The organism is Streptomyces sp. NPDC003036, from assembly GCF_040611175.1.
Lineage (GTDB): Bacteria > Actinomycetota > Actinomycetes > Streptomycetales > Streptomycetaceae > Streptomyces.
The window spans coordinates 65613-80350 of the sequence record NZ_JBEXNO010000027.1 but is presented as its reverse complement, the minus strand read 5'-3'; the positions used below and the strand labels follow the sequence as shown (position 1 = coordinate 80350).

The window sequence follows — 14738 nt, the reverse complement described above, 5'->3', positions numbered from 1 at the left end:
TCCTGCTGGGGCCGGTCGATGGAGGGATACACCGGTCATATGACCGATACGACCGGACAGTGTATGCAGACCGTTCGGTACAGCCGCCCCCGGTTCGTCATCGGCCCTGGTACTTGGCCGACGAGGCCCGGGCCGTGCCGAGCTTGCCGTAGAGGCGGTCACCCGGGCAGTCGGTCGAGAACCCGTCCCTGTGACCGGAGATGACGTTCAGCTTGACTTTGGTTCCCTTCGGGTAGAGGTTTCCGCCGCCGGACGTCAGGGTCGCCTTGCCGCGTGGGTCCTTCCCGTGCAGGCCGAGCTTCCACGCCGTGAGCCGTGCGACGGCGGTCACCGAGGCGGCGGGTGGCGTGCTGGAACTGTACGTGCCGAGCACGGCGATGCCCATGCTGTTGCTGTTGAAGCCCAGGGTGTGCGCGCCCATCACCGGCTTGGCCACGCCTCCCGCGCGGCCCTCGTAGATGTTTCCGCACTTGTCGACGGCGAAGTTGTAGCCGATGTCACGCCAGCCGCTGCTCACCACGTGGTAGCGGTAGATACTGCGGAGGACGGAGGGGGCCTCCGCGCAGCTGTAGTTGTTGCCGGTGGCGCTGTGGTGCAGGAACGCGGCCTGGACGGACTTGGTGTAGACGAAGTCGCGCTCGCGCAGCTTCTCGTCGGCGCCCCAGCCCTTGCGGGTGACGATGCGGGGGCGCGGGCCGATGTACGGCTTCGCCACGACTTCGGTGTCGGTTTCCGCTCCGTAGTCGAGACTCGCCTCGGTCTCCTCCTTGGTGAGCTCGGGGATTTCGAGGGCGCCGATGACGGCGAGGTCGGCGTTGACGGCGGAGCTGGCGGCCTCTTCGGGGGTGAGGGCGGCGCCGGAGGTCTGGTCCTGGTTGGTGTCGGCGCCGCTGCCGGTTCCGGTGCCGGTGGTGGGCGTGGTTCCGGTTCCGGTGCCCGTGCTGGGGTTTTCCGGGCCGGGCGCCGGGGTGCCCGTGCCGGGCGGCGGGTCGTCACCCGGGTCGACGAGCTCGATGCGCAGGCCCCTCGGCAGCGGCGCCACCGAACCGCCGGCGCGTGGCGCCTCGGACCGTACGCGGACCTCCACGCCGTCCGAGTCGCCCACCCACAGCGGCGCGGTGGAGCCGCGCACCGAGGCCGACTCGCGCTCGGGCGTACCGAGGTCGGCGGCGTGCGCGTGGTTGTGCGTCTCCACCGCCTGCCAGCCGGACCACTTGCCGGTGCTGGTGGCCCGGGTGCGGACCTGGACGGTGCCGTGCAGTTCGTCGTCGGGGTCGTCCCAGACCACGCCGACCAGCGAGAACGGCCTGACGTCCCGTCGCAGCAGCCCTTGCTGGGGCACGCCCGGGGCCCGTTCGGCGGTGAGGGGCACCAGCGGGAGGGACTGGGTGGAGCCGGGCAGTGACGCGTCGTCGGCGCGGGCGTCGCCCGACAGCGGGGGCAGTACGAGGGCGGCGGCGGCACACGCGACGCCGATCGAGGATGCAAGGAAGGCACGCATGAGGCGATCGTGGACATTCCCGGCGTGATGCGCTTCTCGGGGAAACACTCCGAAAAGTGACGGCCCATCGGTCCGGACGGTGGACGGTGTCACCGGGACGGCCGCACGCGCGGGCCCCGCGCGCGTACGCTTGCCCGGGTGAACGCCAGCGACCGTACCCCCGCCGACCTGCTGCGTTCCGCGCTCGCCGCGGACCCGGCACGCCCCTTGGTCACGTACTACGACGACGCCACCGGTGAGCGCGTCGAATTGTCCGTCGCCACCTTCGCCAATTGGGTGGCCAAGACAGCGAACCTCCTCCAGGACCACCTGTCCGCCGAGCCCGGCGACCGCGTCGCGCTGCTGCTGCCCGCGCACTGGCAGACCGCGGTGTGGCTGCTCGCCTGCGCGTCGGTCGGTGTCGTCGCCGATCTGGACGGCGACCCCGCCAGCGCGGACCACGTGGTCGCCGGTCCCGACCGGCTCGACGAGGGGCGCGCCTGCCGCGGCGAGCGGCTCGCGCTCTCCCTGGCCCCGCTCGGGCGCCGCTTCCCCACGGCGCCGGAGGGGTACGACGACTACGCCGTCGAGGTTCCCACACAGGGCGACGTCTTCCGCCCGTACGCGCCCGTCGACGCGGACGCGCCCGCGCTGACGGTCGCCGGTGCGGAGCTGACGGGCAGCGACATCGTGGAGCGGGCGCTCGCGGACGCGCGCCGGCTCGGGCTGGGGGCGGGGTCCCGGCTGCTGTCCGGGCTCGGGTACGACACCTGGGAGGGCGTGTCGGCCGGGCTGTACGCGCCGCTGGCGGCGGGCGGGTCGGTCGTCCTGTGCCGGAACCTCGACCGGCTGGCGGCCGAAGGGCTGGAGAAGCGCGTCGAGAGCGAGCGCATCACGCACCGCGCGCTCTGACCCGGCGCTCCGGCCCGCCGAAGCCACCGAATACGCCGCACGTGCACCCGTCCGGCGCACGGTGCGCCCGCTCCTCCGGGTCCCGGGGCCGACTCCGATGGATGATCGTCACAGACCACCTCGATCCTCCTCGATCGGCCCGACGGCAGAAGGACGGACCACGACGTGACGGACAGCACTGGCACGCCCGCCGAGCCGCCCCGCAGGGGCGGATCCGAGCCGCCGCGTGCCAGTGCCCCGTCGAAGAAGCGCAAGAAGAAGCGGCCCCGCGCCGCCGGCGACACCCCCCGCACCGCCGCCGCCCCCTCCACGACCGCCACACCCGCCACACCCGCCGCTCCCCCGCCGCCCGCCGGGCATCCCGCGCGGCGCTGGTTGCGTTGCGGCGCCTTCGGGGCCTCGCTGCTCGTGCTGGGGGCTGCCGGGGGCGGCTGGTGGCTGTACCAGAAGCTGGACGGCAACATCACCACCGACACCTCCGCCGCCGCCGAGCTGGAGCGGTACGAGCGGGAGCGGCCCTCCTCCCTCGTGCGCGGGGCGCGGAACATCCTGCTCATCGGCTCCGACACCCGCGTCGGCGACGGCAACGCCGCATACGGCGACGACGCCGACGGCCAGCGTTCCGACACCACGATCCTGCTGCACCTGGCGGCCAACGGGCGCGGGGTGACCGCCGTTTCGCTGCCGCGCGACCTCATGGTGCACATCCCCGCCTGCGGCAAGCGGGGCGGTGCGCGCACGCGGCCGCAGTTCGCGCAGTTCAACTGGGCGTACCAGCTCGGCGGTACGGCGTGCACGATCCGCACCGTCGAGAAGATGACCCGTATCCGCGTCGACCACCACATGGTGATCGACTTCCGCGGGTTCAAGGACATGGTGGACGCCGTCGGCGGCGTACGCGTCTGCGTCACGGAGCCGATCGACGACCCGGACGCCCGCATCAAGCTCAAGGCGGGCGCCCAGACGCTGCGCGGCGAGCAGGCCCTCGGGTACGTACGGGCCCGCAAATCGCTCGGCAACGGCAGCGACACCGAACGCATGGACCGCCAGCAGCAGTTCCTGGGGGCGCTGGTCAACAAGGTGCAGAGCAACGGCGTCCTGCTCAATCCGGCGCGCCTCTACCCGGTGCTGGACGCCGCCACGAAGTCGGTCACGACCGACCCGGGACTGGACTCCCTGAAGGACCTGTACGACCTGGCGCGCGCCCTGCGGAGCGTACCGACCGAGAAGGTGCAGTTCCTGACCGTGCCGCGGCAGCCGTACAGCGGTGACCCCAACCGGGACATGCTCGTGCAGCCGAAGGCCGACACCCTCTTCAAGCGGCTGCGCGACGACGCGCCCGTCGCGGTGGTCCCGGCCGACCGGCGGCCGGGCCGCGGGCAGCCCGACGAGGACGAGTCGTCCAGCCCGTCCGCCACGCCGACGTTCGCGGGGACGAACGCGGCCACCGGGGCCTGTGGGCAAAGAGAAGGCAAGGGAGTGGGCAAAAGTCGGGACACCGGGGGCGGCGGTCTATGACGATTGGGCGGAATGCCCGGTTGTAAGGGCCGTGGAATTTGTCACGGGCGTCGCCCGGCGCTGAACTGAGCGGATAGTGTGACGCGATCCGGTTGCTGAGACAGGCCGCGAGGTCGCGCACAACCGGTTTTTCGAGCCGAGCGTCTCCTTTCCGGGGGAGGGGCGTCTCGAGTGGCACCGACGGAGGACTCAAGCAACCGTGGATGCGCAGAGCCGTGGGCGGGTGGACGACATCGATCCCGCAGACCAGTGGGTACTCAACCCCGACACCGGCAACTACGAACTGCGACTGGGCGAATCCGCACAGCAAGCCAAGGTGACCCCGCCCCGCGGCCCCCGTGGTGCCCGGGGTACCCGTAGCGCCTCCTCCGCCGCTTCGTCCTCTTCCCCCGCTTCGCGCACGACAACCGCCCCCGGCCGCTCGGTTCCGGGCCAGCGCGGTCGGCGCAGCGCCAACGCCGCGGACGGCGGCGGTGGCAGTGGCCGCCGCAAGCGCAAGCAGAAGCAGTCCGGCAAGAAGAAGGCGCTGCTGTGGACGGCGGGCGTCATGGGCGTCGTGGTCGTCGGGGCGTCGGTCGGCGTGTACCTCATCTACGACCGCCTCAACGGCAACCTCAACACGGTGGACGTGGGCGACGCGGCCAGCGGCGGCTCCCTCAAGGACGGGCCGATCAACATCCTGCTCATCGGCTCCGACGTGCGCACCGGCGAGGGCAACGAGAGCTACGGCAACCGGGAGAACACCACCGGTCACGCCGACACGACGTTCCTCTTCCACGTCTCCGAGGACCGCACCAACGCGGCGGCGATAAGCATCCCCCGCGACCTGAAGATCGACATCCCGGACTGCCCCACGAAGCAGCCGGACGGCTCGACCAAGGTGATCCCGGGTTCGCCGGACACGAAGTTCAACGAGAGTTACGGCGTGAACGGCCGGGACCCGGGCTGCACGATGCGTACGGTGAAGCAGATCACCGGGGTGCCGATCGACCACTTCATGATGGCCGACTTCAACGCGGTCAAGACGCTCACCACCGCGATCGGCGGCGTGGACGTCTGTCTGACGAAGCCCATCAAGGACAAGGACTACTCCCAGCTGGACCTGCCGGCCGGCGAGCACACCCTCCAGGGCGAGCAGGCCCTGGCCTTCCTCCGCAACCGGCACGGGCTCGGCAACGAGAGCGACCTCGACCGGATCAAGATGCAGCAGCAGTTCGTCGCGTCGATGATCCGCAAGATGAAGGAAGACACCCTCGAGAGCCCGTCGAAGATGCTGGACCTCGCGGACGCGGCGACCAAGGCGCTCACGGTGGACAGCGGCATCGGCGACATCCCGAAGCTGACCGCCCTCGCCAAGGAGCTGGGCGGGATCAACCTCAAGAACATCTCGTTCATGACGGTCCCGGTGAAGGACAACCCGAGGGAGACGGTGAAGGCGACCGTGGTCCTCGACGAGACCAAGGCGCCCGAGGTCTTCCGCATGTTGCAGAATGACGTCTCCTTCACCGAGGTGAAGAAGAAGGAGAAGGAGAAGTCGGACGCGGCCAAGAGCAAGCAGGCCGCGCTGCTCAACGGCCCCCGGGCCGAGGCTTCCGACGTACGCGTCGACATCTACAACGGCAGCGAGACCTACGGTGCCGCGCAGTCGACGCTGCTCTGGCTGCAGAACAGTCAGGGCGTGCTCAAGTCGACGAACAAGAGCAACGCACCTGAGAAGATCGCCAAGACGACACTGGAGTTCGCTCCGAACCAGGCCGATCAGGCCCGCAAGCTCGCGGACTTGATGGGGCTGCCCGCCACGGCGCTGAAGCAGGGGACGCAGGACGCGCAGGGGCTTCAGGCGATGGTGCTGACGCTCGGCGGCGACTTCAAGGGCGCAGGGGTGCCCATCGCCGCTCCGACGAAGGTGCCGGACGTGGACAAGGTAGAGGCGGACAAGCAGGTATGCGCTCAGTGACGCGTACCTGACGTGACAGGGGGACCTGGGGTGGGACAGAGCCGCGTACGCGGGGAGGGGACACGACACCGCGTACCGCACGCCCGTGACCTCGGCTGGGACGACAGCCTCTACGAGGAGGACGGAACGAGGAAGAAGGGCGCCCCCGGTGCCCCCGCCGGTGACGGCGACGGCGCGCCCGGGCCCTCCCCTGCCGCCAAGCAGGGCAAGAAGACGGGGAAGCGGCGCGTCGGGCGCTGGGTGGCCGCCGTGCTGGCGCTGCTGATACTCGGCACGGCCGGCGCCGGTTACGTGTACTACGAGCACCTGAACAGCAACATCAAGAAAGACAAGCTCAACCTCGGCAAGAACAAGATGGCCGAGCACAAGGTGAACGCCGCGGGCCAGACCCCGCTGAACATCCTGCTCATCGGCTCGGACGCCCGCGACTCCAAGGAGAACCAGGCGCTGGGCGGGGCCAGGGACACCTTCAACAGCCCCCCGCTCGCCGACGTGCAGATGCTCATCCACCTCTCCGCCGACCGCAGCAACGTCTCCGTGATCAGCATGCCGCGCGACACCATGCTGAAGATCCCGGAGTGCACCGACCCCGAGACCGGCAAGGTCTACCCGGCGCGTGAGTGGGCGCAGACGAACGAGTCGCTCGGCCGCGGCGGCCCCGGCTGCACGGTGGCCACCTGGTACGAGCTGACCGGTATCACCATCGACCACTTCATGATGATCGACTTCGCGGGTGTGGTGTCGATGGCGGACGCCGTCGGCGGCGTACCGGTGTGCGTGGACAAGAACATCCACTCGCGCACGCGGGACGGCAAGGGCTCCGGTCTGAAGCTCCCGAAGGGCACGCACCCCATCCAGGGCGAGCAGGCGCTGCAGTGGCTGCGCACGCGGTACGGCTTCGGCGACGGCAGCGACCTCTACCGGGCGCGCGCCCAGCACATGTACATGAACTCGATGGTGCGGGAGCTGCGTGCCAACGCCAAGCTGACGGACCCGAACAAGCTGCGCAAGCTCGCCGAGGCGGCGACCGAGGCGCTCACCGTCGACGAGGGTCTCGGCACCATCACCAAGCTGTACGACCTGGGGCAGGAGCTCAAGAGCGTCCCGACCGAGCGCATCACGATGACGACGATGCCCAACGTCTACTCGACGCGCCTGCGGGGCAAGGTCGAGCCCAAGCCGGGCGAGGCGGAGCAGATCTTCGAGATGATCCGCGAGGACATCCCGCTGGACGGCAAGGCGTCCAAGCGCAAGCAGCCGACCGCCTCCAAGGACCCGGCGGCGCCGGTCGCCGAGACGGAGGTGATGGTGCAGAACGGCACCTACACCCCGCAGCTCGGGTCGGCGAAGGGGCGCGCGACCACGATCGCCGCGGTGCTGTCCGGCAAGGGCTACACGCTGGCGAAGGCGGACGCGGCGACCAATCCACAGGAGAAGACGGTGGTGCGGTTCCCGAGCGCGGAGCTGGAGGGTGACGCGCAGGCGCTCGCCAAGGCGCTCGGCATCCCGGCCTCCGCGGTGAAGAAGTCCGCCGACGTCACGCGCATCACGCTCGTCGTGGGCGCGGACTGGCGCGAGGGCGACACCTACCCGAAGTCCGCGGGCAAGACGGACGGCAAGACCCCGAAGTCGGCGAACCCGCTGAGCGCGGGCGACACGACGAAGTGCATGGAGGTCGACCCGAACTTCACCTGGTAGGGCGATACGCGAAAGGGCCCCGGGAGGCGGTGTTCGTCTCCCGGGGCCCTTTCGTACGCGTACGAGGGCGGTCAGCCGGCCTTCGCCGTCACCGCCGGGCGGCGGCTCGCGATGACCTTCTTCGCCAGCGAGCGCGGGCTCGTCAGGAAGCCGTACCCCCACGACATGTGCATCGTGGCCAGCGCCACCGGGATCTGGAGGCGAGCCTTCAGCGGCAGGCCGCGGCCTGCCGGGAGGGAGCCCGCGACGATCGCCGCGAGGTAGCCGCCGGGGATGACGAAGCCCAGCGGGGTGAGGGTCGCGCCGACGACGACGCCCGCCGCGATGGCGCAGACGGCCGTCGGCGGGGCGAGGTAGCGGAGGTTGATGGAGCCCTGGTGGTAGCGGGCGACGACATGGCGCCAGCGGCCGTAGTCCTTGTACTGCTTCGCGAGGGCGCGCACCGACGGGCGGGGGCGGTAGCTGACCTTCAGCTCCGGTGAGAACCAGATCAGGCCGCCGGCCTCGCGGATGCGGAAGTTCAGCTCCCAGTCCTGGGCGCGGATGAACTCCTCGTTGTAGCCGCCCTGCTGTTCCAGCGCCTCGCGGCGGAAGACGCCGAGGTAGACGGTCTCGGCGGGGCCCGCCTCGCCGCCCGTGTGGAAGGCGGCGTTGCCCACGCCGATCTTCGAGGTCATGGCGGCGGCGACCGCGTGCTCCCAGTCGTTCTCGCCCTCGGCGTGCATGATGCCGCCGACGTTCTGCGCGCCGGTCTCCTCCAGGAGGCGGACGGCGGTCGCGATGTAGTTCGGCGAGAGCATGCCGTGCCCGTCGACCCGCACCACGATGGGGTGGCGGGAGGCCTTGATCGCGGCGTTGAGGGCCGCGGGGGTCCGCCCGGTGGGGTTCGGCACGGTGTGGACCCGGCGCTTGTCGGACGCGGTCTCCCGCACGAGCTCGGCGGCGATCTCGTCCGTACGGTCCGTGGACGGGCCGAGGGCGATCACCACCTCCATCTCGCCGTCGTACTCCTGCTCGAGGATGTGACGGACCGAGGTGCGCAGATGCCGCTCCTCGTTGAGGACCGGCATGATCACGGAAACCGGGGGCAGGGGCGGAGGCGTCGCGTTCATATCGCCCGCCACGTTACCGCGAACGGGCGACACCGGTGCGCGCCGCCCGGACGATGCGGTCGGGCGCTGATCGTATGGGCCTACTGTGCTCATGATCCCCCTGTACGCCCGCGGAGGTGTCCTTCGTGCCCACGCCGCCCCGCCGTCCTGCCGGCCCCAGGCCGCCCGCCCCCGGGCAGCCGAAACGGCCGGGGCCGGGGCCGGGTACGACCGGCCGGGCGCCCCGGCCGCGGTGGGGCATGCGCATGGTGACCACCCTCTCGGTGCTGGTGCTGGGCGTCGGCGGGATCGGGCACGCCGTGGTGACCAGCCTGGACACCGGTATCGGCCGCGTTGACCCCTTCCGGGACATGAAGAACCGGCCCTCGGCCGGCCACGGCACGAACATCCTCGTCGTCGGCACCGACGGCCGCGACAAGATCACGCCCGCCGAGAAGATGCGCTACCGGCTGGGCGGCGCCGGGTGCCGCTGCACCGACACGATCATGCTCGTCCACATCTCCGCCGACCGGAAGCGGGCCAGCACGGTCTCGCTGCCCCGCGACTCGTACGCCGAGATCCCCGAGCACACCGACACCCGTACCGGTGAGCTGCACCCCAAGCACCCGGTGAAGCTGAACGCCGCGTACGCGGAGGGCGGGCCGCAGCTGACCGTGCGGACCGTGGAGCACATGACCGGTGTGAAGGTCGACCACTACCTGGAGGTCGACTTCACCAGCTTCATGCGGACCGTCGACGCGGTCGGCGGGGTGCGGATCTGCACCGCCAAGCCGATGAAGGACAGCTACACCGGCCTCGCCCTGCCCGCCGGCACCCACGAGCTCAACGGCGGCCAGGCGCTCCAGTACGTACGCTCCCGCCACATCGACGGCGCCTCCGACCTGGGGCGGATGCAGCGCCAGCAGCGTTTCCTGGCCGCGCTGATCGACCGGGCGACGAGCGAGGGCGTGCTGCTGAACCCGGTGCGCTTCCAGGAGGTGGTGGGCTCCGTCCTCAGCTCCGTACGGGCCGACGAGGGGTTCCGTACGGAGGAGATGCTGGCGCTGGCGAAGGCGATGCGCGGCTTCAAGGCGGCGTCGTCGGAGTTCACGTCCGTACCTGTCGCGCAGACGAGCTTCCCGGTGAAGGGGCTCGGCTCGACGGTGCGGTGGGACCCGGTGAAGTCGAAAAAGCTGTTCCGGGCGCTGCGCGAGGACAAGCCGCTCGCGCCGTACGCGACCCGCAGCTCCGTGCGCAAGAAGCTCGTGGAGGTTTCCCCCCAGCAGATCCGCGTGCAGGTCTACAACGGCACCCGCGTCCACGGCCTCGGCGCGCGGGTCGACTCGGCGCTGCGGGCGACGGGCTTCCGCACGACCCGCGCCCCGCTGAACTGGGCGCGGCGCGACGTCCACCGCACCATCGTCTGGTTCGACCCCCGCTGGGACCGCTCGGCCCGCTCCCTCGCCACGGCCCTCCCGGGCGCGGAACTCCGCCCGGTCCCGGGCCAGGGCGCCCTGCTGAAGGTGACGGCCGGTACGAACTTCACGGGCGTGGTGCCGGTGCGGGCGGAGAACGCGTTCCAGGGGGAGTTCGGGGTGGTGACGGGGGACCAGGTGATCTGCGGGTAGGGGCCTGTGGCGTCGGCCGTCTACTTCCTTTTCCTGGCCTGTACGACTCCGATGACGACGAAAGCCAGGACGGCGATTCCGAACAACACCCAGAGGGGGACGCCGTCGAGTCCCTTGTAGGCCAGCACATCAGAGTCGATGGATGATCGCATGAGAACTCCCGGCCTCAACGTCGCCTTCCTTTGACGAGCATCATCGGCCTCCTCTCTTTCTGCTCCTGATGACAAGGAGTACGCCGATCGCCAGGCCCATGACGAGGACCGCGACAGCCAAGGCGGTGGGCAGACTCGCGAATCCGGACCGTGCGAGGTCCATGGCTTCTCCTTTCCCAGGTGGTTCCGGTCAGGTCGAGGGCCTGACGGCGAGCTGCTGGGGGAGGAGCAGCTGGCGCTGTTCCTTCCCCACCGTCAGTTCATGAGGCTCAGAATGAGCCCGATTACTCCGAGAGCGAGGCCGAGCCAGATCAGGAGCGTGAGGACGGATGCCTTACTCATCAGCACTCATCCATTGCACTGATGCCACTTCCGACAAAGCCCACCCCGGCGCCGATGGCCGCCCAGGAAACCGCTGAGGACAGTCCCCCGGTGCCTACAGCGGAGGCGACCCCAGCCCCGGTCGCGTCGGTGAGGCAGTAGTAGCTCTTCCCGCCGGTGCGCATGGAGTTGAGTGTGCCCCCGGGTTCGCGGACGAATCCGGTGTCGGTGCCGGCGGGGGCCGCGTCGCGGGCGGGTACGCGCCGGTGAAGATGGACTGAAGCGTGCGGTTGTCAGCCGACGCCGCGTACGCCGAGGGAGACGTAGTCGTAGGCGCCGTAGGCGTCGGTCGTGTAGACGTTGGTCAGCCGGGGGCCGCGCCAGATCAGGCGCCGGTCGTGGAGGAGCGGCAGGTAGTAGGCGGCGTCGGCCAGCCTGCGGTTGATCTCGGCGTAGGTCTTCGCCGCCTTGTAGGGGTCGGACTCGGCGATGGCCTGGTCGATGAGCTGACGGAGGACCGCGTCGTCGACCTCGGCGAAGTTGTAGGAGCCCGTCACCCTGTCGTCGATCAGCGGCCGCAGGAAGCCCTGGCCGGTGGGGAAGTCGGCGCCCCAGCCACGGATGACGAGGCCGTAGCCCTTCTCCTTGATCGTCTTCCGGAAGGCGGTCGGGTCCGCCGCCAGCGCGGCGTCGACCTTTTCCATGCGCGCCGTGATGCCGACCGCTGCGAGCGACTGCGTGAGGACCTCGGCCGTGTGCTCGTCGGAATCCCTGTAGCTCCGGACGGCGATGGTGGTGGTGAAGCCGTCCGGCCGGCCGCAGGCCTTCAGGGCCTTCAGCGCGGCGGACCGGTCTCCCTTGGCGTTGCGCCGGACGCCGTACGGGTCGTACGCGGGGTCGCTGCCCTTGATGAAGGGCGGCAGCATGTGGGGGGCGATTTCGCCGCCGTCCTGCGGGCCGCCGCGCTTTGCTTGCACGTCCACCCGATTGACCGCGTACAGGACCGCCTTGCGGCAGTGGAGGTTGTCGAACGGCGCGACGGTCTGCGGGAGGGCCACGTAGGAGAGGAAGCCGCTTCGCGGGTTGTCCAAGTGCGCCCTCAGTTCGGGGGCTTGGGCGACCCCCGGCGCCATCCCTGCGGCGTTCAGGTCGAGGTCGGCCTTCCCCTCGCCGAGCAGGTGCTCCGCCTGCTGGCTCTTGGCGACGAAGGTGACCGTGATCCTGTCCGGCAGCGCGGCACGCATGGTGTCGGACGCCCTCTGCCACTTGGGGTTGCGTTCGAGTGTGAGCGACTCGTTCGGGTTGTAGGTGGCGAACTTGTACGGGCCGCTGGAAAAGGGGCGGGAACCGTAGTCGGCGCCGGTGTCCTTCTCCTTCTTCACCGGGGACCCGGCCGGCATCGCCAGCATGTGCTCGAAGTCGCCGTTGGGCTTGTTCAGTCTGAAGCGGATGGTCCTGGCGTCGGGCGTCTCGATGGCCTTCAGGGTGTCGAGGAGGTAGCGCGGGCCGCCGGGGAGGGCGTCCTGGTTCCGGGCGCGCTCGATGCCGTGCTTGATGTCATGGGAGGTGATGTCCGAGCCGTCCTCCCAGGTGATCCCGGGGCGGAGCGTGTAGGTGTACGTCTTCCCGCCGTCGGTGACTTCCGCCCGGTCGGTGGCCAGGTCGGGCACCAGCTCGGTGCCCTGGGCTCCCGGCTCCGGAGCGTACGTGACCAGTTGGCGGGTGTAGAAGCGGGCGAAGTTCCACGCGAAGCCGTAGTACATGCGCTGGGGGTCCCACGAGTCGGCGTCCGCGGTGGCGACGAACCTCAGCTCGCCGCCCGTGGCGCTGGACTTGTTGACCACCTTGCCGGTCGCGGCGCCGTACCCCGCGCCCGCCGCCTTGTCGGTGCCTTTCGGTGCGGCGTCGTCCCGCCAGGCGATGAGGGCGGGGATGCCGGCGGCGAGGAGGACGACGGCCACGGCCGCTTCGATGACGAATCGGCGCCTTCTTCTGTCCTTACGTGGTGCCGGCGGTACCACGGGGGGCCGCTGTGCCACGAGGATCGGGGGCGGCTTCGGCTTCGAGGGCTTTGGCGCCGGGGGCTTCGGGGGCTCCGACTCCGGCTCCGGTACGGCGAGGGCGCGGTTGCGCGCCAGCGCGATCCGCCCTCCCGCGTTCCGGTTGCGCTGCTGCGGCAGCGGCCGTGCCTTCGCCGCCAGCCTCCCGTACACGTGTCGGTACAGGGTGTCCATGTCCAGCAGTTCCGGACCGTCCGGAATGCCCTCCGTGAGCGCCGTGATCAGCTCGCTGGTGAAGGCCGTGTACCGCTCCCCTGGCGGCGACAACGCCCTGCGCGTCTCCGCCGAGGCGGCCAGCAGCGAGGTGCCGTCGATGTCCGCGTGGTCGGCCACCTGGTCCGTGGCGCTCATGCCGCCCACCAGCGCCCGCCCGCTGTAGCAGCAGTCCAGGATCACCACCTTGCGGCGGGCTCGTACGCGCGGGTCCAGCAGTGCCCGGCGCACCCAGTCGTACGACAGCGCGGTGTACAGCCGCTCCTGGTCGGAGTCGGGCAGGGCGAGGTACAGCTCGTCGCTGTACGGGTCGGTGAGCCCGTGCCCGCCGTAGTAGATGACCAGGGTGTCCTCGGCGCTCTGGGCCACGCGGGTCAGGGTGTCGAGCACCGCCTGGGCGCTCGCCGGCTGCGCCAGCGTGACGCAGTGGGACGACGGCAGCCCCCACAGGTCCGGATCGGTGAACGCCTGCGCCAGCCCCGTCAGGTTCTGCTCGACGGCGGGCAGGTCCGTCAGCGTCCGGTACGCGTGTACGCCGATGAGGAGGGCGCGGGAGGCTGCGGGATCGGGCAGGGCCGACATGGCTACGGTCGGTCCGTCCCATCCGCTCCGGAGCCACCCAGCGCGTCGACGATGCCGCTCACCTCTTCCGGTGAGCCGTTCTCGACGGTGACGGTGACATCCCCTCGCCTGATCCGCACCACCGGGGCCGTACCCCTGGAACCCCGCCATGTGGCACACGCCACCGCCAGGCTCCCGAGCGCGATGCTGTTGGCGACGACGGCGTTGATGATCTCGAAAGCGCCCCCCATGTCCCCGGCCCGCTCGGGGCCGGGCACGAGGGTGACAGTGGTGTGCCGGGCCACGTCCGGGTCCTGGGCGAGCCATCGGTACAGCGAGGCGACTATGCGGTCGTCGCCCCCTGTCTGGACCACGATGTCGACCTGCATGCGCGTGCCCTCCGTCCCCCACTCGGGCGGCCCGCCGCCCGATCAGCACCAGGAGCACCGATCCTATCCACGGTGACCTCCGTCACGGGGCCGGACCGCCGACCCGGAGGGCCTCAGTCCTCGATGCCCTCCGCCGCGCGCTTCTCGCGCAGCTCCTTGATCGCGCGGCGGCGCGCCAAGCGGTGCGTACGGCGGATCTGGGCCTCCTGGTAGCGGCGCTTGTCGCGCTCCGTCTCCGGTATGACCGGCGGTACGGGGCGGGGCTTGCCGTCGGCGTCGACGGCGGCGAAGACGAGGTACGCCGAGCCGACCTGGGTCGCGGGGGTGGACTCGTTCCAGCGCTCGGCGAGGACGCGGACGCCGACCTCCATCGAGGAGCGGCCGGTCCAGTTCACCTGAGCCTTCACATGAACAAGATCTCCGACCCTCACCGGCTCCAGGAACACCATCTCGTCCATGGACGCGGTCACGGCCGGGCCCCCGGAGTGACGGCCCGCGACGGCGCCCGCCGCGTCGTCCACCAACTTCATGATCACGCCGCCGTGCACCGTCCCGAGGAGGTTGGTGTCACTGCCGGTCATGATGTGGCTGAGGGTCGTACGGGAGGCCGACGTGGGCTTTCCCTCCAGCTGGACGCCCTGCGGCGGGGCCTGATCTGTCATGCCCTCCACCCTATGCCCGAGTACGTTACGGCCTCATTGCATCAGGTTCGCTACAGGCCCGCTGCGGAATCCCACCCGCCCTGTCGGGCCGACCGG

The 14738-nt window shown here is 70.5% G+C and carries 10 protein-coding genes; 5 read left to right on the top strand and 5 right to left on the bottom strand.

Features of this window, described 5'->3' with window-relative positions; genetic code table 11:
• Positions 1 to 97 precede the first annotated feature (97 nt).
• Positions 98 to 1501 (bottom strand): peptidoglycan recognition protein, encoded by a 1404-nt coding sequence (locus tag ABZX67_RS20950; protein ID WP_355362287.1) that lies wholly within the window; start codon positions 1499 to 1501, stop codon positions 98 to 100.
• Between the two features lie 138 nt (positions 1502 to 1639).
• On the opposite strand from ABZX67_RS20950, the gene ABZX67_RS20945 reads away from it, so the two are divergent.
• The 4 genes from ABZX67_RS20945 (at position 1640) to ABZX67_RS20930 (ending at position 7565) form a co-directional block, all read left to right on the top strand.
• Entirely contained in the window at positions 1640 to 2392 is a 753-nt protein-coding gene (locus ABZX67_RS20945; protein ID WP_355362285.1) for a TIGR03089 family protein, read from the top strand.
• A gap of 165 nt (positions 2393 to 2557) precedes the next feature.
• The gene (locus ABZX67_RS20940; protein ID WP_355362283.1) at positions 2558 to 3910 is read left to right on the top strand and encodes an LCP family protein; all 1353 of its coding nucleotides are present in this window, start codon (positions 2558 to 2560) and stop codon (positions 3908 to 3910) included.
• 199 nt (positions 3911 to 4109) lie between these two features.
• Positions 4110 to 5867: an LCP family protein gene (locus tag ABZX67_RS20935; protein WP_355362281.1), complete on the top strand. Its 1758-nt coding sequence runs from the start codon at positions 4110 to 4112 to the stop codon at positions 5865 to 5867.
• Between the two features lie 30 nt (positions 5868 to 5897).
• The gene (locus tag ABZX67_RS20930) at positions 5898 to 7565 is read left to right on the top strand and encodes an LCP family protein (protein ID WP_355362279.1); all 1668 of its coding nucleotides are present in this window, start codon (positions 5898 to 5900) and stop codon (positions 7563 to 7565) included.
• Positions 7566 to 7636: 71 nt separating this feature from the next.
• On the opposite strand, the gene ABZX67_RS20925 is transcribed toward ABZX67_RS20930, so the two are convergent.
• A complete protein-coding gene (locus ABZX67_RS20925) occupies positions 7637 to 8677 on the bottom strand; it encodes a glycosyltransferase family 2 protein (RefSeq protein ID WP_355362277.1) in 1041 nt (346 codons plus the stop codon).
• A gap of 125 nt (positions 8678 to 8802) precedes the next feature.
• On the opposite strand from ABZX67_RS20925, the gene ABZX67_RS20920 reads away from it, so the two are divergent.
• Positions 8803 to 10284 carry an LCP family protein gene (locus ABZX67_RS20920; protein ID WP_355362275.1) on the top strand — a complete coding sequence of 494 codons (1482 nt, stop codon included), beginning with the start codon at positions 8803 to 8805 and terminating at the stop codon, positions 10282 to 10284.
• A 766-nt stretch (positions 10285 to 11050) separates the two neighbouring features.
• Here the strand turns inward: ABZX67_RS20920 and ABZX67_RS20915 are convergent.
• The 3 genes from ABZX67_RS20915 to ABZX67_RS20905 all read right to left on the bottom strand — a co-directional run bounded on the left by ABZX67_RS20915 (position 11051) and on the right by ABZX67_RS20905 (position 14642).
• Positions 11051 to 13612: an ABC transporter substrate-binding protein gene (locus ABZX67_RS20915; RefSeq protein ID WP_355362273.1), complete on the bottom strand. Its 2562-nt coding sequence runs from the start codon at positions 13610 to 13612 to the stop codon at positions 11051 to 11053.
• Between the two features lie 2 nt (positions 13613 to 13614).
• Positions 13615 to 13980 (bottom strand): hypothetical protein, encoded by a 366-nt coding sequence (locus ABZX67_RS20910; RefSeq protein ID WP_355362271.1) that lies wholly within the window; start codon positions 13978 to 13980, stop codon positions 13615 to 13617.
• A 113-nt stretch (positions 13981 to 14093) separates the two neighbouring features.
• Positions 14094 to 14642 carry an acyl-CoA thioesterase gene (locus tag ABZX67_RS20905; RefSeq protein ID WP_355362269.1) on the bottom strand — a complete coding sequence of 183 codons (549 nt, stop codon included), beginning with the start codon at positions 14640 to 14642 and terminating at the stop codon, positions 14094 to 14096.
• Positions 14643 to 14738: the final 96 nt, after the last annotated feature.

Excerpts from the sequence above, each read along its gene's own strand:
- ABZX67_RS20915 (WP_355362273.1), bottom strand. The coding sequence starts at position 13,612 with ATGTCGGCCCTGCCCGATCCCGCAGCCTCCCGCGCCCTCCTCATCGGC.
- ABZX67_RS20905 (WP_355362269.1), bottom strand. The coding sequence starts at position 14,642 with ATGACAGATCAGGCCCCGCCGCAGGGCGTCCAGCTGGAGGGAAAGCCC.
- ABZX67_RS20925 (WP_355362277.1), bottom strand. The coding sequence starts at position 8,677 with ATGAACGCGACGCCTCCGCCCCTGCCCCCGGTTTCCGTGATCATGCCG.
- ABZX67_RS20950 (WP_355362287.1), bottom strand. The coding sequence starts at position 1,501 with ATGCGTGCCTTCCTTGCATCCTCGATCGGCGTCGCGTGTGCCGCCGCC.
- ABZX67_RS20910 (WP_355362271.1), bottom strand. The coding sequence starts at position 13,980 with ATGCAGGTCGACATCGTGGTCCAGACAGGGGGCGACGACCGCATAGTC.